Here is a 20,073-nt window from a genome sequence, read left to right as displayed (position 1 = left end):
GCCCGTAACGTGCGGGACATGACCGCCTTCGCCGCACTCCACCGCGCCGCCGAACCCCTGCTGCTGCCGTGCGCCTGGGACCACGCCTCCGCGCAGGCCCTCGCCGGGCAGGGCTTCCGGGCGATCGGCACGACCAGCCTGGGCGTCGCGGCGGCGGCCGGGCTGCCCGACGGGGCACCGGCGACCCGCGACGAGACACTGCGGCTGGCGCTCACACTCGGCTCGCGGCCCTTCCTCCTGTCCGTCGACGCGGGGGACGGCTTCAGCGACGACCCCGACGAGGTGGGGGAGTTCGCGCGGCAACTGGCCGCGGTCGGTGCCGTCGGGATCAACCTGGAGGACGGGCTGGGGCCCGCCGACCGGCACGCCGCGAAGATCGCCGCCGTGCGGTCGGCGGCCCCCGGCCTGTTCGTCAACGCCCGTACGGACACCTACTGGTCGGGGGAGGGCTCCACCACACAGACGATGCGGCGCCTGGAGGCGTACCGGGAGGCCGGCGCCGACGGCGTCTTCGTGCCCGGCCTCACCGACCCCGGCCGGATCGCGGCCCTCGCCGCCCACTTCGACGTCCCCCTCAACGTCCTCTACTCGCCCGCCGGGCCCACCCTCCCGCACCTCGCCGACCTCGGTGTGCGCCGGGTCAGCCTCGGCTCGCTGCTGTACCGGCGGGCGCTGGGCGCGGCCCTGGAGACGGCGGCCGACATCGGCGCGGGCCGCGGGCCGCGCGGGGCGGTACCGACGTACGACGAGGTGCAGGCGCTGGGCTGACTACCCCTCGGCCCCGCCGTCCCGCTCGCGCGGCCAGTTCTCCAGCGCCACGTGCAGGGCGTCGACCGCCTTGTCCCAGGACGCCTGGAGATCGCGCGGTGCGCCGAAACCACCGGCGGCCTCCAGGACGCAGTAGCCGTGGAAGGTGCTGCGCAACAGCCGTACCGCGTCGGTGAGATCGGGTTCGGTGAGGCGGTAGGCGCGCAGCATGCCGTAGGTGATCTCGGCGGTGCGGCGCAGGGCGGGGGAGTCGGCGATCAAGGACTGGTCGACGCGGATCTGCGTCGCCGCGTAACGGCCGGGGCGGCGCAGGGCGTACCCGCGGTAGGCGCCCGCGAAGGCGGCCAGCGCCTCCTTGCCGGCCCGGCCCGCCACCGCGTCGGCGATCTCGTCGATCAGTTCGCCGCCGGCCAGCAGCGCGACCCGGACGCGCAGGTCGCGCAGGCTCCTGACGTGTGTGTACAGGCTCGCGTCCTTCACGCCCAAGCGCCGGGCCAGCGCGGAGACGCTCAGGCTCTCGAACCCGGACTCGTCGGCGAGGTCGGCGGCGGCCGCGACGACGCGGTCGGCCGTGAGACCGGCTCGGGGCATGGGCCACCTTCCTGGCTTCCCGGGATTCGCGGGTTCCATGCTAGGTCGGACAGGGTTCCGGGCAGGGTTCACCTGCGGGCCCCCACCGTTCATCTTCTGCCTCGATTCTCCTCGGAGCCGCGCACGGCGGTGGTATCCGGGAGGACCTTCATGGGGCACGGACACGGGCACACACACGGCCATCACCACGATGGACACGGGCACACGCACGACCACGACCACGAGAGCGCGTCGGCCCTGCCCGCCGCCTTCGACACAAGCGTGCCCGACGAGGCGCTGAGCCCCGAACAGCAGTCGCGCCGCGGCCTGCTGCGCCGCGCGGGCCTGCTCGGCGCCGGTCTCGCCGCCGGCAGCGTCCTCGCCCCCACCGCGTCCGCCGCCCCCGGGCAGGCCGCCGCCAAGAGCCCCGGCAAGAAGGGCTTCCTCTGGCTGGCCGGCGACCACCACATCCACACCCAGTACAGCAGCGACGGCAAGTACCGCGTCGTCGACCAGGTACGCCAGGGCGCCCGCAACGGCATGGACTGGCTGGTCATCACCGACCACGGCAGCGTCACCCACGCCAGGATCGGGGTGGACAAGGTCAACCCGGACATCCGCGAGGCCCGGGACGCCCACAAGGACACCCTCGTCTTCCAGGGACTGGAGTGGAACATCCCGGCCGCCGAGCACGGCACGGTCTTCGTCCACCCGGGCCGGGGCGAGGTCTCCGTCCTCAAGCAGTTCGAGACCGACTACGACGGCAGCGTCAAGAACGCCACCGGCTCCACACCCGCCAACGAGGCCCTCGCCGTCGCCGGCCTGTCCTTCCTCGCCGACCAGGTCAAGCGCCGCAAGGTCAAGGACGCCCTGATGCTCGCCAACCACCCGGCGCGCAAGGGCCTCGACTCCCCGCACGAGATCCGCGCCTGGCGCGACGCCACCTCCTCGGACCACCGGATCGCCGTCGGCTTCGAGGGCGCCCCCGGCCACCAGGCCGCCGGCCTGCCGAGGCCCCTCGGCGCCGGCGGGGCACGCGGCATCTACGACGGCAGCCCGGACGCCAACTCCTTCGCCGGCTACCCGCTGGAGAGCTACCGCACCTGGGGCGGCTTCGACTGGATGACCGCCACCGTCGGCGGCCTGTGGGACAGCCTCCTCGCCGAGGGCCGCCCCTGGTGGATCACCGCCAACTCCGACTCCCACCAGGTGTACGCCGACACCGGCGCCCGGGGCGGCGGCGACTTCGAGGGCAACGGCCGCTACGACGACCCGGTCTACGCCGGACAGATCGACATCACCCAGGGCGACTTCTGGCCCGGCCAGTACAGCCGCACCCACGTCGGCTCCGACGGCTTCTCCTACGCCGCCGTGATGGACGGCATCCGCGCCGGCCGCGTCTGGGTCGACCACGGCCAACTCATCGGCGGACTCGACGTACGCGTCTCGGGCGGCGGACGCTGGGCCACCCTCGGCGGCGCCCTGCACGTCCGCAAGGGCACGCGCGTCACCCTGTCCGTGGACGTGGCCCTGGCCGGCGGCCCCAACTGGGCCGGATTCGCCCCGAAGCTGGCCCGCGTGGACGTCATCCAGGGCGACGTCACCGGTCCGGTCGCCGACAAGGACACCTTCACCGCGCCGACGGCCCGGGTCGTCAAGTCGTACGAGGTGGACAAGGACCGCGGCACCCTCCGGCTCACCCACGACCTCGGCCGCGTCGACCACCCCGTGTACGTCCGCACCCGCGGCACGGACGGCAACCGGTCCGCCGTCGGCCCGCTGGGCGCCAAGGTCGACCCGGCGGGCCCGGCCATCGATGTCGTCGGGGACGCCGACCCGTGGCGCGACCTGTGGTTCTACTCCAACCCCGTGTGGGTCCTGCCGTCATGACGCCGCCCCGCGCGCCGTACGCCATCGGCGTCGACACCGAAGCGACGACGCTGCGCGAGGCCGACCGCCTGCTCCACCGGCTGGCAGCCGAACTCGCCCTTCCCGAGGGCGTCCTCGGCTGCACGCACCTGGTGCGGGACGGCCGCCCGCGCATCGCGCTCTCCCTCGCCGCGCCCACCGCGGACGGGAGCGCCGCGGCGGCGGAGCCGGTCCTGCGCACCGCCCGGGACCGGCTCACCGCCCAGGGGTACGAGGTCCGCGACGGCGCACCGGACCAGGTGGGCCGCGCCGTCCTCTACCCGGGCGTGAGCACCCTCACCGGCACGCTGACGCTCGCGGACCTCTTCGCCCGCTCCGCGATCGACGGGGTGACCGTGCTGGGCACGCCGGACCGGCCGGCCCCGGACACCCGGCTGGTCACCCGGGACCACGTCCGCCCGCAGTGGCAGCGGGGCCGCCTCGTGCTGGCCGCGATGCCCGCCGCGGGCGGCGCCCTGGTGCCGTTCGAACACCCCGACCCCACACCCTGCTGCGCGGACCACTGAGACCCGGGCGCCGGGGCGCTCAGGCCGCCAGTACCCCGCGTACGAACGCGTTGGTGAACTTCCCCGCCGGGTCCAGCGCCCCGGCCAGCGCGCGGAAGTCGTCCAGCCGGGGGTACAGCCCGCGCAGCACGTCCGCCGGTGTCGTGAACACCTTCCCCCAGTGCGGGCGGGCCGCGAAGGGGGCCAGGGCCTCCTCCAGCCGCCGCACCACCGGCACCACCGCCGCCGTGTCCTCGACCCAGGTGAAGTGCGCGGCCACCGTGTCCCGTCCGTGGGCCGGGCCGAGCCACTGCGCGTCGGCGGCGACCGTGCGCACCTCGCAGGTCTGCACCACCGGCGCGAGGGTCTGCCGTATCGCGTCCATCGCGTGCAGGGCGTCCAGCGCGTGCTCGCGCGGCATCAGGTACTCCGACTGCAGCTCCGCGCCGCTGCTGGGCACGAACTCGGCGCGGAAGTGCGGCAGCCGCTCGTGCCAGGGCCCCGGCACCCCGAACTGCTCGGTGCAGTTCACCGCGGGCATGCCGGGGACCGGATGCGTCTTCTCGGCGGCCGGCGCGGCGTACGGGAACGCGGGCAGCGGCTGGTCGGTGCGCCGCTTGAGCCACACCTGCCGGAAGCCCGGCGCCCGCCAGTCGGTGAACAGGCTCACGCTGTACGCCGCCGACATCACCGTCTCGAAGGCCGCCGTGTCCAGTCCGGCGAGCGGCAGCTCGGTGAAGACGTGCTGCTCGACCTCGTAGGCCGGCTCCAGGTCGAGGGTGAGCGCGGTCACCACCCCGAGCGCGCCCAGCGAGGTCACCGCACCGCCGAACCGCTCGTCGCCCCGCCCCACGGTCACCGTCGAGCCGTCGGCCGTGACCAGCTCCACCTCGCGCACCGCCGACGCCAGCGAGCCGTTGCCCACCCCGGAACCGTGCGTTCCGGTGGCCACGGAGCCGGCGACCGAGATGTGCGGCAGCGACGCCATGTTCGCCAGCGCCAGCCCCCGCGCGTGCGTCAGCCGGGCCAGCCGCGCGTACCGGACACCGCCGCCGACCCGCACCGTACGCCCGGCCGTGTCGACATCCACCTCGGCCGGCAGCCCGGCCAGCGACAGCAGGACGCCCTCGGCGCCCGGCTCGGCGATCTCGTTGAACGAGTGCCCGCTGCCCAGCACCCGCACCTTCGCGCTGTCCGCCACCAGGGCCCGCAGCGCGTCCAGCGAGCGCGGCCCGAGCAACTCCTTGGCCGTGTAGGTGATGTTGCCCGCCCAGTTGGTCACGGTGTCGGTCATCCGGCCGCCTCCCTGAAAAAAGTCCGAGAACCGAGGAATCCGTGAACCGGTCTCCTCGCTGGAACCTACATCGAGTGGTGTCGGGGCCCCCGCCCGGGAAGTCGTACGGGCGGGGGCATACCGTGAGAAGTCGAACGCGAGCCGGGAGGAGACACGGATGGGCAGCCGTACCGCGCTGGTCGAGGACCTGATGGAGCGCTTTCCGCATGTACCGCGGGAAGCGGTCGTCAAGGAGGACCTGCTCCGCGGCGGGGTGGCCTTCGACCCTTCCGCACTCAGCGACAACGAGGACGGCGAGGTCAAGCCGAAGTCGTACTTCATCTTCTCCTTCGACCACGGCACCCTGCCGGAACTGGGCGAGGCCGCGCTGCGCCGCCCGCCCGAGGAGATCATCCTCACCGGCGGCCCCTACGACCTGCGCCGCACCGTCGTCTCGGTCCGCGTGAACCCGGCGTCCCCCTACCGGGTCGCCGCCGACGAGCACGGTCAGCTCGGCCTCTACCTCGACGGCAGGCGGATCTCCGACGTGGGCGTGCCGCCGATGCCCGAGTACTACCGGCACACCCTGTCCAACGGGAAGTCGGTCATGGAGGTGGCCCCCACCATCCAGTGGGGCTACCTGATCTACCTGACCGTCTTCCGGGTCTGCCAGTACTTCGGCGCCAAGGAGGAGTGCCAGTACTGCGACATCAACCACAACTGGCGCCAGCACAAGGCGGCCGGCCGCCCCTACACGGGCGTCAAGGACGTCGAGGAGGTGCTGGAGGCCCTGGAGATCATCGACCGGTACGACACCCAGAAGGCCTCCACCGCCTACACACTCACCGGCGGCGCCATCACCAAGACGGTCTCCGGACGCGACGAGGCCGACTTCTACGGGCACTACGCCAAGGCCATCGAGGAGCGCTTCCCCGGCCGCTGGATCGGCAAGGTCGTCGCCCAGGCGCTGCCCAAGCCGGACGTGCAGCGGTTCAAGGACCACGGCGTGCAGATCTACCACCCCAACTTCGAGGTGTGGGACGAGTACCTGTTCAAGATGTACTGCCCCGGCAAGGAGCGCTACGTCGGCCGCGACGAGTGGCACAAGCGCATCCTCGACTCCACCAACGTCTTCGGCGCGCGCAACGTCATCCCCAACTTCGTGGCCGGCGTGGAGATGGCCGAACCCTTCGGCTTCAAGACGGTCGACGAGGCCATCGCGTCCACCACCGAGGGCCTGCGCTTCTTCATGTCGCACGGCATCACGCCCCGGTTCACCACCTGGTGCCCCGAGCCCACCACCCCGCTCGGCAAGGCCAACCCGCAGGGCGCGCCGCTGGAGTACCACATCCGGCTGCTGGAGGCCTACCGCGCCACGATGGACGAGTTCGGCCTCGCCTCGCCCCCCGGCTACGGCCTGCCCGGCGCCGGCCGCGCCGTCTTCTCGGTCAGCTCCTTCATGGACAGCCTGCCGGAGGACGAACCCGTCGAGGTGTGAGCCGCTGGTCGCGCACCCGGCGCTTGTCAGCCGCGGCGAAGACGTGCGAAGCTCTGCGCCTGCCGTGAGTCCCTGCCCAACTCCGCGTCCGCGCGAGGAGTTGGCCTCCCCCGTGGACGCAGAGGATGCAGGAGTCCGATGCCCGACCTGCCGAGCCCCCAGGACGCCGCCGAGGCCGCGCTGCTCGCCGAGAGCTGGGACACGGTGCTCTCCTACGCCGACCTGTGCGCGGCGGGGTCCGAGGCGGCCGTCCGGCTGGCCACCGAGGCGTTCGAGCACGGCATGCGCGAGGTGCGCGCCGCCGACGCGGCGGCGGCCCGCAGCACCGCCCGCCGCCCGTCCCGGCTGCCGCGCATCCCGCTGCTCCTGACCGCCGTCCGCACCACCGCGGCGGCCTGGGAGGACGCCGGGCAGGGCGCCGAACTCGACGCCGACCTGCGGCGGTGGCTGGGCTCCGCCGGGCACGCCCGCTACTGCGGACCGCCGCCGCGCCGCCCGCTCGCGCTGCGCGGCCTCAAGGACATGCAGGCCCAGGACGCCGAACTGCTGTGGCTGGCCGAGGTGGAGGCCCTGCCGCTGTCCGTGGTGGCCCGCAGACTCGGCCTCGACCCGGCCACCGCCTCCGACGAACTCGCCCAGGTGCGCGAGCTGTTCCGGGACCGCTGCCGGCGCGGCCACCTCGACGCACCGCCGGCCGCGGAGTGCCGCGGCTACGCCCGGCTGCTGGACGCGGTCACCCGGTCGCCCGCCGCCGACCTCCCCGACGACCTCTCCCGCCACCTCGCCGGCTGCCCGGACTGCGCCGAGGCCGCCGCCTGTCTGCGCCCGCACGGCACCGGACTGCCCACGGCCCTGGCCGGCGGGGTGATCGGCTGGGGCGGCCTCGCCTACCTGGAACGCCGCCGGCGCGCCGCCGAGGTGCGGCTCGGTGCCGGGCGCCCGGCACCGGCCGAGGCCGACGAGCCCCGGGACGGGCGCGGGCACAAGGCCCGCATGGTCAGCGGCGGCCTCCTGGCCACGGCCGTCCTGGTGTCCCTGCTGGCGCTCACCGTCTCCCTGATGCCGCTCGGCGGCGCCGCCGAGGACGGCGCGGCGCCCGCCGACACCGTGGACCGCCGCCCGGTCGCCGTCCCGGACCCCTCGCCGCCGACGGCCACCCGGACGCCGTCCGAGCCGCCCCCGTCCTCGCAGGCGCCCCCGCCGCCGGCCGACGCGACGACTCCCACCCCGGACGACACCTCGCGGCACCAGGACCCCGACCCGGAGCCCCAGGGCACCGCCACACCGGCCGCCCCCGCCGAGGACGCCCCCGGCAGCGACCCGCCCCCGGCCGCGCCCGCCCCCTGCCGCGTCCACTACGCCCTCGACAACCAGTGGCCCGACGGCTTCCAGGCGACCGTCACCGTCACCACCGCCGACGCCCTCGACACCTGGCAGCTCGCCTGGACCTTCCCCGACGGCCAGCGCATCGGCCAGATGTGGGACGCGGTCCACGGCCAGAACGGCGCCCGCACCACCGCCACCGCCGCCGACTACAACAAGTCCGTCCCCGCAGGCGGCCACGTCACCTTCGGCTTCCTCGCCTCCTGGCGCGGCAAGAACTCCCCACCGAGCGACTTCACACTCAACGCCCACGCGTGCGAACGGGCTTGACGGGCGGGCCCGGAAAACACGTTGACGGCCCGGGGCGCCCACGGACTACTCTGACGGCACGCCCCGGCGAACGCCGCGGGCGAGGCACGCAGGACCGAGGCAGGCGTGAGGAGGTGTCGACCGATGGCTGTCGTCGTGGCGGGCGCTGCCCGCATCCGGGAATCCGTCAAGTCCACCTCCGCGGCCACCGGCTGACGCCTCGTAACTTCCGCGCGCACACGCGCCGCCGGGGCCGCCCCCTGAAGGGCCACCCTTGTCTTCCACCGTTTTCACCGCCCACCGCGCCCTGACCCCCTACGGCTGGGACGAGCACTGGGCCGACGCGTTCATCCCGTACGCCGCCGAAGGACTGCTGCCCGGCCGGGTCGTCCGGGTGGACCGCGGGCAGTGCAACGTCGTCACCGCCGACGGGGTCCTGCGGGCCGACACCGCGTCCGTCACCCCGCACGACCCGCTGCGCGTCGTCTGTACCGGCGACTGGGTCGCCGTCGAACCGGGCGGCAACCCGCGCTACGTACGGACGTGTCTGCCACGCCGTACGTCCTTCGTGCGCTCCACCTCCTCCAAGCGGTCCGAGGGGCAGATCCTCGCGGCCAACGTCGACCACGCCGTCGTCGCCGTGTCGCTCGCGGCCGAGCTGGACCTCGCCCGGATCGAGCGGTTCCTCGCGCTCGCCTGGGAGTCCGGGGCGCAGCCCGTGGTCGTGCTCACCAAGGCCGACCTGGTCCCCGACCCGGCGACCCGGGCGTACCTCGTCCAGGATGTCGAGACCGCCGCGCCCGGCGTGCCGGTGCTCTCCGTCAGCGCCGTGCGCGCGGAGGGGCTCGACGTTCTCGCCGCCGTCGTCTCCAGCGGTACGGCGGTGCTGCTCGGGCAGTCCGGCACCGGCAAGTCCACCCTCGCCAACGCGCTGCTCGGCGAGCACGTCATGGATGTCCGGGCCACCCGGGAGACCGACGGCAAGGGCCGGCACACCACGACCACCCGCAACCTCCTCGTCCTGCCCGGCGGGGGAGTACTGATCGACACCCCCGGACTGCGGGGCGTCGGGCTCTGGGACGCGGGCGGCGGGGTCGGCCGGGTGTTCGCCGAGATCGAGGAGCTGGCCCGCGGCTGCCGGTTCCACGACTGCGCCCACGAGAGCGAACCGGGCTGCGCCGTCCTCGCCGCCGTCGACAGCGGCGAGCTGCCCGAGCGCCGGCTGCACAGCTACCGCAAGCTGCTGCGGGAGAACCAGCACATCGTCGCCAAGACCGACGCCCGGCTGCGCGCCGAGATGCGCAAGGAGTGGAAGCGCCGGAGCGCCGTCGGCAGGGCGGCGATGGAGGCCAAGCGGGGCGGCCGGCGGTAGCCGCCCCCGCAATGCCATGTCCGATTTCCGCCAGCCCGGTCCGCCGGTCCGGCGGAGACTGGACGGCGTGACACAGACCGCGCAGTACGAGAACCAGCCCGAGGACGGCAGGTACGCGGCCGTACGCAGCCGGGACGCCCGGTTCGACGGCGCGTTCTTCTTCGCCGTCGAGACGACCGGCATCTACTGCCGGCCCAGCTGCCCCGCGGTCACGCCGAAGCGGCACAACGTGCGGTTCTTCGCGACGGCCGCCGCCGCGCAGCGCTCGGGCTTCCGGGCCTGCCGGCGGTGCCGTCCCGACGCCGTGCCGGGCTCCGCCGACTGGAACGTGCGCGCCGACCTGGTCGGCCGGGCCATGCGGCTGATCGGCGACGGCGTCGTCGACCGCGAGGGTGTCGCGGGACTCGCCGGCCGGCTCGGCTACAGCGCCCGCCAGGTGCAGCGGCAGCTCACCGCCGAGCTGGGCGCCGGGCCCGTGGCGCTGGCCCGCGCCCAGCGGGCCCACACCGCGCGCGTCCTGCTGCAGACCACCGGCCTGCCGGTCACCGAGATCGCCTTCGCGTCCGGGTTCGCCAGCGTGCGGCAGTTCAACGACACGATCCGGGCCGTGTACGCGGCCACTCCGAGCGCCCTGCGCGCCGCCGCCCCCGCACGCGACCGGGCGGCCACCCCGTCCGCCGGAATCCCGCTGCGGCTCGCCCACCGCGGCCCCTACCCGGCGGGACCCGTCTTCGACCTGCTCCAGCGGGAGGCCGTCGCCGGGGTCGAGGAGGTGAGCGGCGCACCCGGCCGCCGCGTGTACCGGCGCACCCTGCGCCTGCCCCACGGCACCGGGATCGTCGCCGTACGGGAACGGCCGGGCCTGCCGAGGACCGGCAGCGGCGGCTGGCTCGACGCCCGCCTCCGCCTCACCGACCCGCGCGACCTGACCACCTCCGTGCAGCGGTTGCGCCGGCTGTTCGACCTCGACGCCGACCCGTACGCCGTGGACGAGCGGCTCGGTGCCGACCCCCGGCTGGCCCCGCTGGTCGCCGCCCGCCCCGGGCTGCGCTCACCGGGCACCGCCGACCCGGACGAACTCGCCGTACGCGCCCTGGTCGGGCGGGCGGAGGCCGAGCGGCTGGTCCGGCGGTACGGCAGGGCGCTCGACGCCCCCTGCGGCACCCTCACCCACCTCTTCCCCGAACCGGCCGTCCTCGCCGGTGCCGAGCCCGACGGCACCCCGGGGGCGCTCGCCGCCGCCCTCGCCGACGGCGCCGTACGCCTGGACCCGGGCGCCGACCGGGAGGACGCCGAGCGCGCCCTGCTCGCCGTGCCCGGCCTGGACGCCCGCACCGCCGCCGTCATCCGCACCCGCGCCCTCGGCGACCCGGACGCCGCCCCGCCCGGCCCGAGCGTGCCCGACACCTGGCGCCCCTGGCGCTCGTACGCCCTGAACCACCTGCGCGCAGCAGGAGAGTGGGAGCAAGACCGATGACCACCACGACCACCACGACCACCACGTACTGGAGCGAGATCGAGAGCCCGATGGGCCGGCTGCTCCTCACCGCCGCTTCCGACGGCGCGCTGACCTCCCTGTCCGTACCCGGGCAGAAGGGCGGCCGGAGCGTCCAGGACGGCGGGCGGCACGACGCCGGGCCCTTCCGGGCCGCCGAGGAGCAGCTCGCCGCGTACTTCGCCGGGGAGCTGAGGGAGTTCCGGCTGCCGCTGCGCGCCGAGGGCACCGCCTTCCGGGAGCGCGTGTGGGCCGCCCTGGACGACGTGCCCTACGGGCAGACCACGACGTACGGCCGGATCGCCGCGGGCATCGGTGCCTCCCGGCCCGCGGTCCGCGCCGTCGGCGGCGCGATCGGCGCCAACCCGCTGCTGATCCTGCGCCCCTGCCACCGGGTGATCGGCGCCGACGGCTCCCTGACCGGGTACGCGGGCGGCCTGGAACGCAAGATGCGGCTGCTCGGCCTGGAGGGAGCACTGCCCGGAGTGCTGCCCGGTGGGAGTACTAGCCGGCCAGCACCGCCCCCAGCCACGCGCCGGTGATCAGCAGGCAGGCGAAGAGTTCGACGAGGATGCCGGTGCCGCCCGAGCGCATGGCCGTCCGCAGGGCGGCCATCGCCTCGCCGTGGCGGCCCAGGCGCAGCCGCTCGGCGAGGTAGCCGCCGCCGAGGAAGCCGGGGATCGCGCCGAGGACCGGGACCAGGACGAAGCCGAGGAGGGCGCCCGCGCCCGCGTACGCCGTGACGCGGCGCGCGGCGCCGTCCCGGCGTACGCGGGCGCGGGCGCGGGAGGGCAGCGCCCAGCGCACCGCGTGGGACAGCAGCAGGACGGCGGTGGCCCCGACGAGCACGGCCCACGCGACCGGTCGCGGATCCTTCAGCGCCCACCACAGGACCCCGGCCCACACCAGCCACGACCCGGGCATGCCGGGGAGCAGGACGCCGCACAGCCCGAGCAGGATGACCAGGCCGCTCAGCAGGAGGTCGGACGCTCCCATCCGTCCAGGGTGCAGGAGCCGGGCCCGGTCCGCAGAAGTCCGGCGGGCCGGGGGCGGCTCAGGGTTTGCGGGACACCCAGTTCCGTTCGTACGCGTGCCAGCCCAGCTGGAGGCGGGTTGTGACCCCGGTCAGCTCCATCAGGCGCTTCACCCGCCGCTGTACGGTCCGCAGCCCCAGGTCGAGCTGTTTGGCGACGCTCGCGTCGGTCAGGCCGGCCAGCAGCAGGGAGAGGATCTCCAGGTCGGTGCCGTCGGGCGCGTCCGGGCCGTGCTCGGTGACGCCGGACGCGCCGAGGCGCAGCGGGAGGGCGTCCCGCCACACCGACTCGAACAGGCCCGACAGCAGCTCCAGCAGGTCGCTGGCGTGCACGACCAGCGCGGCCGGCTCCGAGGAGTGCGTGGTGAGCGGCACCAGGGCGAGGGACCGGTCGGCGACCACCAGCTTGGTCGGCACCCGGTCCACCACCCGGACCTGTTCGTCGCGGCCCAGCGCGGCGGTCAGCTCGGGGACGCCGGTCGGCTGGTCAAGCACCGAGCGCTCCACCACCACGCGGTAGTGGACGCCGCGTCCCGCGGCCTGCTCCTCGGCGTCGTTCTCCGGGCCGGTGACGACGGCCGGGTGGCCGGTGACCAGGGCGCACACCTCCTCGTTCGCGCCCAGCTGGAGCTGGAAGAAGCGCTGGGCGACCGCCGCGGCCCCGGTCACCACCTCCACCAGGTCGTGCACCGCGGGCTCGGCCGCCGCCGCCCGGTACTCCTCGGCCAGCAGCGCCGCCGCCAGCTCCGCCTTCTCCAGCTCGTGCCGCTGCCGGGTGAGCAGGGCGCCCAGCGCGACGCCCGGCGGGGCGGCGACCCAGCGGCCGGGGCGGGCCGAGGACTGGGCGGCGAGCCCGTTCTGCTCCAGCCGGCGCAGCGCGCGTTCGGTGTCCCGCTCACCGAGCGCCAGCCGCCGGGCCAGATCCGGTACGTCGGCCGCGCCCACGGACACCAGCGCGCGGTACGCCGACTCGTGCGTGTCCTCCAGCCCCAGCACTCCCAGCACCACGCGTCGTTCCTCCCCGAGAACCGGACTCTTCACCACCTGGGCGGACTCCCCGTGGCGGGAAACGGCCACGGCGTAAACCCGCCTCGGGACATCATCGCCGTATCGCGGGTCACTCTGCCAAGGTGGCGTCGCCGGGCGGTTCTCCCGTGGGGGGTGGGACCGCTCGGCAACGTCACTTCGCAACACTGTTCGACAAGTCCCCCGACACGCCGTCCGGCGCGCGGGGGTCCGGCCGGAATTTTCCGATGCCCCGTTTCCATTCGGCTCTCACGGTGGACAATCAAGAGCATGAGTCAGCAGGGGGGAAGGCCCATCGGTCCTGACGAGGACGACTGGTGGGGACAGCTCTACGACGCCTCCACCGACGACACCGGCCCCACGGCGGCCCCCGATTCCCTCGACGACCGCTACGCCTCGGCGACGGACACGGTGGCCGGCCGGCCGGACGCGGGGGACCGTGACGGGGTGGAGCCGCCGCCGACGGACCGCACTGGGCCCGCGGCGCACGCCCCCTCCGCCGGGCGGCAGCCTCCCGCGGCCGAGGACCGGCCTCCCCGGCGGGCGGCGCCGGGGCGTCCCGGCGTCCCCGACCCCCGCACGGCGGACCCCCGACGGACCGGCGAAGCCCCTCCGGGCGGCGGCCCGCCCCCACCACGGGCCCCCTGGGAACCACCGCCCGCCACCCCCACCGGCCCGGTGACCTTCCCACCCGGCGTCCCGGACCGCCCCGCCGCCCCGCACGACGCGGCGGACCGGCCCGCCCCACCACCCGCGTCCGCGGGTCCTGGCCCCGCGCGGCCCGCGGCCGAGCGGCCCGGCCCCGTGCCCCCGGTGGACGACCGGCCCGGTTCGCCGTCGTCCGCGGCCGGGTGGTCAGAACCGGTGCCGCCCGGCGCCGGGCCGCCCGGTTCCGCACCGCGTCCGACGGGGTCGCCCGTCCCGCCCCCGCGAGGGCCGCGCGGGATCACCGTTTCGGGCGTCGGGGGCGGGGATCTGCGGGAGCCGGACGCCCCGGCGCCGCCCTCGCCGGGGGTGCCCTCCGGACTGCCCCCGCTGCCGCCCCCGTTCGTGCCCTCGTCGCCTGTGGAGGCGGACGCACCGGACTACGTCGGATCGGGGCCGCCCACCTACGACGCCGAGCCCACCGCGCTGCCGCCCGCGGACCCCGACGGGCTCGACGCACTGGTGCCGGACACCGTGCTGGACGGCGCCCGGTACGGGGCCTGCACGCTGCGGGCCGTCTCCGTGCGCGGGGACTCCGCGCGGTACCGGGGCGAGCCGCGCCGCGACGCGCAGCTCGTCGCCCGCTTCGGCGCCGGCGAACAGGCGCTGGTCCTGGTGGCGATGGCGACCGGCGCCCGCGCGACCGCCGGTGCGCACCGTGCGGCGGCCGACGTCTGCCGGTGGATCGGCCGGGCCGTGGGCCGCAGCCACGCCCGGCTCGCCGAGGACCTGCGGGCCGGCCGGCGCGGCGACCTGAAGTCCGGCCTGCACCGCCTCACCGACCGCAGCCTCGGCCGGCTCCGCGCCGACGCCGCCGAACAGGGCCTGGCCCCCGACGAGTACACCGCCACGCTGCGCTGTCTGCTGCTGCCCGCCGACCCCGGGTGCCGTACGCGGGTCTTCTTCGGCGTCGGCGCCGGCGGTCTGTTCCGGCTGCGCGACGGCACCTGGCGGGACATGGAACCGCGCCCGGGTGACCTCGGCGGCGAGCCCGACGCCGGACACGGCTCGGCACCCGGCGGCCGGCCCGGGGAAGTGCCCGGCGGGGCGCCCGGGGACGACCGGCTCACCATGGACCTGGGCGTCACCACACCACCGGGCCCGTACGAGGAACCCCCCGCCGGGCCGCCCCGCGCACCCTTCCGCTTCCGCGCCTCCGTAGCCCGCCCGGGTGATGTGCTCCTGATGTGCACCGCAGGCCTGGCCGAACCACTGCTCAGCGAGCCCCGGCTGGGCGAACACCTCGCGCGCCGGTGGACGCACCAGACCCCGCCAGGACTGGCGGAGTTCCTCGCCGACAGCCGGGTCCGGGTCAAGGGCTACGCCGACGACCGCACCGCCGCCGCCGTTTGGGAGGCGTGAGGCCGTCCGCTGTGCCTCCATGGAGCCAGGAGATCCACACGCCGCGCCCGGGGGAGCCGTCCGGGCGCGGATCGGCGACCGAAGGGGCATACGTAGAGCCATGGCCAAACAGAACGTCGCGGAACAGTTCGTCGACATCCTCACCCGCGCCGGAGTCGAACGCCTCTACGGGGTCGTCGGCGACAGCCTCAACCCGGTCGTGGACGCCGTCCGCCGCCACTCCGGCATCGAATGGGTGCACGTCAGGCACGAGGAGACCGCCGCCTTCGCCGCCGGGGCGGAGGCCCAGATCACCGGCAAGCTGGCCGCCTGCGCCGGCTCCTGCGGTCCCGGCAACCTCCACCTCATCAACGGGCTCTACGACGCCCACCGTTCCATGGCCCCCGTACTCGCCCTCGCCTCGCAGATCCCCTCCAGCGAGATCGGCCTCGGATACTTCCAGGAGACCCACCCCGACCGGCTGTTCCGCGAGTGCAGCCACTACAGCGAGCTGATCTCCAGCCCGAAGCAGATGCCCAGGCTGCTGCAGACCGCCATCCAGCACGCCGTCGGCCAGGGCGGCGTCAGCGTCGTCTCCCTGCCCGGGGACATCGCCGGGGAACCCGCCCCCGAGAAGGCCGCCGAGACGGCCCTGGTCACCTCCCGGCCCACCGTCCGCCCCGGCGACGAGGAACTCGACCGGCTGGTCCGGCTGATCGACGACGCCGACAAGGTCACCCTGTTCTGCGGCAGCGGCACGGCCGGCGCGCACGCCGAGGTCATGGAGTTCGCCGGCAGGATCAAGTCCCCGGTGGGCCACGCCCTGCGGGGCAAGGAGTGGATCCAGTACGACAACCCCTACGACGTGGGGATGAGCGGACTCCTCGGCTACGGCGCCGCCTACGAGGCCACCCACGAGTGCGACCTGCTGCTCCTGATCGGCACCGACTTCCCGTACAACGCCTTCCTGCCCGACAACGTCAAGATCGCCCAGATCGACGTGCGGCCCGAGCACCTCGGCCGGCGTTCCAAGCTGGACCTCGCGGTGTGGGGCGACGCCCGGGAGACCCTGCGCTGTCTGATCCCGCGGGTGAGGGAGAAGAAGAGCCGCCGCTTCCTCGACCGGATGCTGAAGAAGCACGCCGACGCGCTGGAGGGCGTCGTCAAGGCGTACACCCGCAAGGTCGACAAGCACGTCCCGATCCATCCCGAGTACGTGGCGGCCGTGCTGGACGACCTGGCCGACGACGACGCGGTGTTCACCGTCGACACCGGGATGTGCAACGTCTGGGCCGCCCGCTACATCTCGCCCAACGGCCGCCGCCGCATCATCGGTTCCTTCTCGCACGGCTCGATGGCCAACGCGCTGCCGATGGCGATCGGCGCCCAGTTCACCGACCGGCGCCGGCAGGTCGTCTCGATGTCCGGGGACGGCGGATTCACCATGCTGATGGGCGACTTCCTCACCCTCGTCCAGCACGACCTGCCGGTGAAGGTGATCCTCTTCAACAACTCCTCCCTCGGCATGGTCGAGTTGGAGATGCTGGTCGCGGGCCTGCCCTCGCACGGGGTGACCAACACCAACCCGGACTTCGCCGCCGTCGCCGAGGCCTGCGGCGCCTTCGGGGTGCGGGTGGAGAAGCCCAAGGAGCTGGCCGGGGCGCTGAAGGCCGCCTTCAAGCACAAGGGGCCCGCCCTCGTCAACGTCGTCACCGACCCCAACGCGCTGTCCATCCCGCCGAAGATCAGCGCCGACATGGTCACCGGCTTCGCGCTGTCCGCCTCGAAGATCGTCCTGGACGGCGGAGTGGGACGCATGGTCCAGTTGGCCCGCTCCAACCTGCGCAACGTGCCCCGCCCGTGACCCGGCGGGCGGCCCCGGCGGGCGGCCGTCGTGAATCGGCATGACTGGCCGGGGCCCGAACGGGCAAGGCTTCCCCCGTGAGGATGTTCGAGCAGGAGGGGGAACGACATCAACACGCACACGGGGGACATGAAGGAGCAGACGGCGCCACAGCTCAGGCGGCGGCTCGGCCGGGCGGACCTGCGGGCGGTGCCCGAGGCCCGGCGGGCCCTGCGTGAGCTGCTGCTGCGCTGGGGCGGGCCAGGACGCTCGGAGATCGCGGAGCTGCTCACCAGCGAGCTGGTCACCAACGCGCTCGTCCACACCGACGAGGGCGCCGTCCTGACCGCGACGCTCGGCCCGCGCGTACTGCGGGTGGAGGTGAGGGACTTCGTCGACCGGTTACCCAGGCCGCGCGCCCCGGAGCCGGAGGAGCGAACGGACGGCAGAGGACTGGTCCTGCTGCGGTCCCTCGCCGACGACTGGGGCGTACGGCCCTGCGAGGTCGGCAAGTCGGTCTGGTTCGAACTGGACGCCGAGGCCGCGTGACGGGTGAGGCGCCGGAATCCCGGCGCCTCACCCGTCCTCGTCGTCCGTGGAACCTCTAGCCGAACTGCTGCTCGAGATCCTTGAGCTTGCGCTCCAGGGAGTCCAGGCGCGGCAGCGCCTGGGTGTCGTCCTCGGCGGTGAGGTCGACGGTGATCGGGTCAGTCCCGTGCCGTACGGGCTGGAGGGAGGGACGCTGCCGTACGGGCAGTTGCTCGGGGGCCGATATGGCAGGCTCCGCGGTGGCGCGTTCGGTGTCCCGCTCCACCTGCACCTCCACCTCGACCTGCCGGCCGCCGCGGCCGGGGAAGCCCCGGGGTCCGTGGCCCCGGCTGATCGCCTTGAGCTGCGCACGCTCCAGGCGCTCCTGCTCGCGCCGCCGCAGCTTCTTCTCCTCCTTCTGGCGCCGGTCGTCGCGCACCTCTTCGACCGCCTCGTCCAGGCTGCGCACGCCCTCCAGGAGCATCAGCGACCAGGCGCGGTAGGTCTCCCGGGGAGCGCGCAGCCAGCGGACCATGCGGATCTGCGGCAGCGGACGCGGCACGAGGCCCTGCTCGCGCAGGGCGGCCCGGCGGGTCTGCTTCAGGGCCCGGTCGAACAGCACGGCCGCCGACAGGGACATGCCCGCGAAGAAGTGCGGGGCACCGGCGTGATTCAGGCCGCGGGGCGCGTGCACCCAGTTGAACCAGGCCGCCGCGAAGGCGAAGGTCCACACGAGTATGCGCGAGCCGAGCGCCGCGTCACCGTGGCTGGCCTCGCGCACCGCGAGGACGGAGCAGAACATCGCCGCTCCGTCGAGCCCGAACGGCACCAGGTACTGCCAGCCGTCGCTCAGGCCGAGGTTCTGCTCGCCGAAGCCGACCAGACCGTGGAAGGAGAGCGCCGCGGCGACCGCGGCACAGCAGAAGAGCAGGATGTAGGAGAAGGTGCCGTAGAGGGCCTCCTTGCGCCTGCGGCGCTCCTCCATCCGCTCCCACGAGTCGTCCGCGCCCGCGTCCTTCCCCGGGGCACGCTTGCCGCGCGCGAGCACCGCCACCGCCGCCAGCATGCCCAGGAGCAGCACGGCGCCCGGAAGGAGCCAGTTCAGCGATATGTCGGTCAATCTCATCTGGGGTCCCTTGCAGTGGGATAGGGCGTAACGCCCGCCATGGTGGCCCAAACCCGGCGGCCCTCAGAGGGTTTCGGGGCAAGAGGCCGCCAAGGGGGTGAGAGAGCGCGCCCAGGGCGGCGTTCTGCTCGAACTGCCGCATGAGGGGCGGGAGTTGAGTTCGAATAAGACTACCCGTACGAGTGGTTCCGCGGAAAGTTCCCGCGACGGGTGAGGAATTTGTGAACCTGGCGGGCGATCTTAGCCGACCGCCGCGCGTGAGTGTGCCCGGGGGTGGGCTCAACCCACCGCGGTGAGCCACCTGTTGACGCGGCCCGCGGTGCGGGTGCGCGGCGCGGGTGCGTGGGCGGGCGGCGTGGATGTCCTCGCGGCGTGCCCGGCGGCAGCGGCTCCGGCACGTGCCGCGCGGCACGCACCCGGAGCCGCCGGTTCACGCCGGAACGGCAGGCTTCGGGAGGTGAGCCTTACCTTACCCAAGATCCTTGGGATTTGAACTGGCGGCCCATGCCCTTATGGTGCTTGACGAGCAGGTGACAACCCGCCGTAATGACCCCAAGTACCGACACGTCCCGCAGGAGGACCCGTGAGGCCCAGCGCGCAGGGTTCCGCCGCAGCAGGGACCGGGAGGGCCCGCACCCCCGGGGAACCGGCCGAACGGGTGCGGGTCCCGGCGCAGCCCGGGGCCGCGGACATCAGCCGGGGCGCGGCCCGCGGCCTGGACCGGGACGCCGACGGTGACCGGGCCCGGTGCGCCGGGGAACCGGTCGGCGCCGTGCGCGGCGAGCACACGCACAGCGAACCTCCCGCGCCCCGCCCGCGCCCCCTCGTCCAGCGCTCCTCCGTGCGCGGGCAGATCCTCGACGCGCTGCGCTCCGCCCTCGCCACCGGCGAGCTGCGGCCCGGCGAGGTGTACTCCGCGCCGGTGCTCGGCGAGCGGTTCGGGGTCTCCGCCACCCCCGTGCGCGAGGCCATGCAGCAGCTCGCCCTGGAGGGCGCCGTCGAGGTCGTGCCCAACCGCGGCTTCCGCGTCGTCGAGCGCGACGACCGCGAACTGGCCGAGCTGGCGGAGGTCCGGGCCCTGATCGAGGTCCCGGTGCTGCTCCGGCTGGCCCGCACGGTGCCCGCCGAGCGCTGGGCGGAGCTGCGGCCCCTCGCCGAGGCCACCGTCCGGGCCGCGTCCGGCGGCTGCTCCGCGACGTACGCCGAGGCCGACCGCGCCTTCCACCGCGCGCTGCTCGCACTGGCCGGCAACGAACAGCTCGTACGGATCGCCGGTGACCTGCACCGCCGCGCCCAGTGGCCGCCGGCCGGCACCCCCGCGGCACGGGGGCGGGCCGGCCTGATCGCCGACGCGCACGAGCACACCGCCCTGCTGGACGCGCTGATCGCCGGCGACCCGGCCGGGGTGCGCGCCCTGGTGGAGGAGCACTTCACCAGGACGCGCTGAGC

Annotated in this window: 17 protein-coding genes; 12 read left to right on the top strand and 5 right to left on the bottom strand. The window is 74.6% G+C overall.

Annotation, left to right across the window (positions count from 1 at the left end; all coding sequences use genetic code 11):
- The first annotated feature begins 18 nt into the window (after nt 1-18).
- Nucleotides 19-768: an isocitrate lyase/PEP mutase family protein gene (locus AC4IHM_RS06170; protein WP_490866074.1), complete on the top strand. Its 750-nt coding sequence runs from the start codon at nt 19-21 to the stop codon at nt 766-768.
- Here AC4IHM_RS06170 and AC4IHM_RS06165 read toward each other — a convergent pair whose 3' ends face one another.
- The gene (locus tag AC4IHM_RS06165; protein ID WP_490866073.1) at nt 769-1,359 is read right to left on the bottom strand and encodes a TetR-like C-terminal domain-containing protein; all 591 of its coding nucleotides are present in this window, start codon (nt 1,357-1,359) and stop codon (nt 769-771) included.
- A 150-nt stretch (nt 1,360-1,509) separates the two neighbouring features.
- Between AC4IHM_RS06165 and AC4IHM_RS06160 the strand changes: the two genes are divergently transcribed.
- Together AC4IHM_RS06160 and AC4IHM_RS06155 are read left to right on the top strand one after the other, a co-directional pair.
- Nucleotides 1,510-3,228, top strand: a complete 1,719-nt coding sequence (locus AC4IHM_RS06160; protein ID WP_490866072.1) for a PHP domain-containing protein — start codon at nt 1,510-1,512, stop codon at nt 3,226-3,228.
- Nucleotides 3,225-3,773 carry a hypothetical protein gene (locus AC4IHM_RS06155; RefSeq protein ID WP_490866071.1) on the top strand — a complete coding sequence of 183 codons (549 nt, stop codon included), beginning with the start codon at nt 3,225-3,227 and terminating at the stop codon, nt 3,771-3,773. Before AC4IHM_RS06160 ends, AC4IHM_RS06155 begins: the two co-directional genes overlap by 4 nt.
- A 19-nt stretch (nt 3,774-3,792) precedes the next feature.
- Here the strand turns inward: AC4IHM_RS06155 and AC4IHM_RS06150 are convergent, their stop codons facing one another.
- Nucleotides 3,793-5,046 (bottom strand): FAD-binding protein, encoded by a 1,254-nt coding sequence (locus tag AC4IHM_RS06150; RefSeq protein ID WP_490866070.1) that lies wholly within the window; start codon nt 5,044-5,046, stop codon nt 3,793-3,795.
- Between the two features lie 157 nt (nt 5,047-5,203).
- Between AC4IHM_RS06150 and AC4IHM_RS06145 the strand changes: the two genes are divergently transcribed.
- The 5 genes from AC4IHM_RS06145 to AC4IHM_RS06125 all read left to right on the top strand — a co-directional run bounded on the left by AC4IHM_RS06145 (nt 5,204) and on the right by AC4IHM_RS06125 (nt 11,564).
- The gene (locus AC4IHM_RS06145) at nt 5,204-6,523 is read left to right on the top strand and encodes a radical SAM protein (protein ID WP_490866069.1); all 1,320 of its coding nucleotides are present in this window, start codon (nt 5,204-5,206) and stop codon (nt 6,521-6,523) included.
- A 138-nt stretch (nt 6,524-6,661) separates the two neighbouring features.
- Complete coding sequence (locus AC4IHM_RS06140) at nt 6,662-8,176, top strand: cellulose binding domain-containing protein (protein WP_490866068.1); 1,515 nt, start codon at nt 6,662-6,664, stop codon at nt 8,174-8,176.
- 253 nt (nt 8,177-8,429) lie between these two features.
- The gene (gene rsgA / locus AC4IHM_RS06135) at nt 8,430-9,527 is read left to right on the top strand and encodes a ribosome small subunit-dependent GTPase A (protein WP_490866067.1); all 1,098 of its coding nucleotides are present in this window, start codon (nt 8,430-8,432) and stop codon (nt 9,525-9,527) included.
- Between the two features lie 16 nt (nt 9,528-9,543).
- Complete coding sequence (locus AC4IHM_RS06130) at nt 9,544-11,004, top strand: bifunctional transcriptional activator/DNA repair enzyme AdaA (RefSeq protein WP_490866066.1); 1,461 nt, start codon at nt 9,544-9,546, stop codon at nt 11,002-11,004.
- Complete coding sequence (locus AC4IHM_RS06125) at nt 11,001-11,564, top strand: methylated-DNA--[protein]-cysteine S-methyltransferase (protein ID WP_490866065.1); 564 nt, start codon at nt 11,001-11,003, stop codon at nt 11,562-11,564. The genes AC4IHM_RS06130 and AC4IHM_RS06125 overlap by 4 nt, the downstream gene beginning before the upstream one ends.
- Here the strand turns inward: AC4IHM_RS06125 and AC4IHM_RS06120 are convergent.
- Nucleotides 11,527-12,018 carry a DUF456 domain-containing protein gene (locus AC4IHM_RS06120; protein ID WP_490866064.1) on the bottom strand — a complete coding sequence of 164 codons (492 nt, stop codon included), beginning with the start codon at nt 12,016-12,018 and terminating at the stop codon, nt 11,527-11,529. The genes AC4IHM_RS06125 and AC4IHM_RS06120 overlap by 38 nt on opposite strands.
- Nucleotides 12,019-12,076: 58 nt before the next feature.
- Nucleotides 12,077-13,060 carry a helix-turn-helix domain-containing protein gene (locus tag AC4IHM_RS06115; RefSeq protein ID WP_490870773.1) on the bottom strand — a complete coding sequence of 328 codons (984 nt, stop codon included), beginning with the start codon at nt 13,058-13,060 and terminating at the stop codon, nt 12,077-12,079.
- 291 nt (nt 13,061-13,351) lie between these two features.
- Here AC4IHM_RS06115 and AC4IHM_RS06110 point away from each other — a divergent pair, with 291 nt between their 5' ends.
- The 3 genes from AC4IHM_RS06110 to AC4IHM_RS06100 all read left to right on the top strand — a co-directional run bounded on the left by AC4IHM_RS06110 (nt 13,352) and on the right by AC4IHM_RS06100 (nt 17,519).
- On the top strand, nt 13,352-15,148 hold the full coding sequence (locus AC4IHM_RS06110; protein WP_490866063.1) for a protein phosphatase 2C domain-containing protein: 1,797 nt from the start codon (nt 13,352-13,354) through the stop codon (nt 15,146-15,148).
- A 100-nt stretch (nt 15,149-15,248) separates the two neighbouring features.
- Complete coding sequence (locus AC4IHM_RS06105; protein WP_490866062.1) at nt 15,249-16,991, top strand: pyruvate dehydrogenase; 1,743 nt, start codon at nt 15,249-15,251, stop codon at nt 16,989-16,991.
- A gap of 129 nt (nt 16,992-17,120) precedes the next feature.
- Nucleotides 17,121-17,519 carry an ATP-binding protein gene (locus tag AC4IHM_RS06100; RefSeq protein ID WP_490866061.1) on the top strand — a complete coding sequence of 133 codons (399 nt, stop codon included), beginning with the start codon at nt 17,121-17,123 and terminating at the stop codon, nt 17,517-17,519.
- 55 nt (nt 17,520-17,574) lie between these two features.
- Here AC4IHM_RS06100 and AC4IHM_RS06095 read toward each other — a convergent pair whose 3' ends face one another.
- Nucleotides 17,575-18,624 (bottom strand): DUF2637 domain-containing protein, encoded by a 1,050-nt coding sequence (locus AC4IHM_RS06095; RefSeq protein ID WP_490866060.1) that lies wholly within the window; start codon nt 18,622-18,624, stop codon nt 17,575-17,577.
- A gap of 583 nt (nt 18,625-19,207) precedes the next feature.
- Between AC4IHM_RS06095 and AC4IHM_RS06090 the strand changes: the two genes are divergently transcribed.
- Nucleotides 19,208-20,071 carry a GntR family transcriptional regulator gene (locus AC4IHM_RS06090; protein WP_490866059.1) on the top strand — a complete coding sequence of 288 codons (864 nt, stop codon included), beginning with the start codon at nt 19,208-19,210 and terminating at the stop codon, nt 20,069-20,071.
- The last annotated feature ends 2 nt before the right edge of the window (nt 20,072-20,073 follow it).

The sequence above is a fragment of the Streptomyces sp. SL06 genome, from assembly GCF_058244745.1.
The sequence above is the reverse complement of the archived record's forward strand: the minus strand, read 5'-3'. Positions and strand labels throughout refer to the sequence as shown.

Coding starts and splice junctions, on each gene's coding strand:
- AC4IHM_RS06120 (WP_490866064.1), bottom strand. CDS start 12,018: ATGGGAGCGTCCGACCTCCTGCTGAGCGGCCTGGTCATCCTGCTCGGG.
- AC4IHM_RS06165 (WP_490866073.1), bottom strand. CDS start 1,359: ATGCCCCGAGCCGGTCTCACGGCCGACCGCGTCGTCGCGGCCGCCGCC.
- AC4IHM_RS06140 (WP_490866068.1), top strand. CDS start 6,662: ATGCCCGACCTGCCGAGCCCCCAGGACGCCGCCGAGGCCGCGCTGCTC.
- AC4IHM_RS06125 (WP_490866065.1), top strand. CDS start 11,001: ATGACCACCACGACCACCACGACCACCACGTACTGGAGCGAGATCGAG.
- AC4IHM_RS06150 (WP_490866070.1), bottom strand. CDS start 5,046: ATGACCGACACCGTGACCAACTGGGCGGGCAACATCACCTACACGGCC.
- AC4IHM_RS06100 (WP_490866061.1), top strand. CDS start 17,121: ATGAAGGAGCAGACGGCGCCACAGCTCAGGCGGCGGCTCGGCCGGGCG.
- AC4IHM_RS06130 (WP_490866066.1), top strand. CDS start 9,544: ATGTCCGATTTCCGCCAGCCCGGTCCGCCGGTCCGGCGGAGACTGGAC.
- AC4IHM_RS06145 (WP_490866069.1), top strand. CDS start 5,204: ATGGGCAGCCGTACCGCGCTGGTCGAGGACCTGATGGAGCGCTTTCCG.
- AC4IHM_RS06170 (WP_490866074.1), top strand. CDS start 19: ATGACCGCCTTCGCCGCACTCCACCGCGCCGCCGAACCCCTGCTGCTG.
- AC4IHM_RS06110 (WP_490866063.1), top strand. CDS start 13,352: ATGAGTCAGCAGGGGGGAAGGCCCATCGGTCCTGACGAGGACGACTGG.
- AC4IHM_RS06105 (WP_490866062.1), top strand. CDS start 15,249: ATGGCCAAACAGAACGTCGCGGAACAGTTCGTCGACATCCTCACCCGC.
- AC4IHM_RS06155 (WP_490866071.1), top strand. CDS start 3,225: ATGACGCCGCCCCGCGCGCCGTACGCCATCGGCGTCGACACCGAAGCG.
- AC4IHM_RS06095 (WP_490866060.1), bottom strand. CDS start 18,624: ATGAGATTGACCGACATATCGCTGAACTGGCTCCTTCCGGGCGCCGTG.
- AC4IHM_RS06160 (WP_490866072.1), top strand. CDS start 1,510: ATGGGGCACGGACACGGGCACACACACGGCCATCACCACGATGGACAC.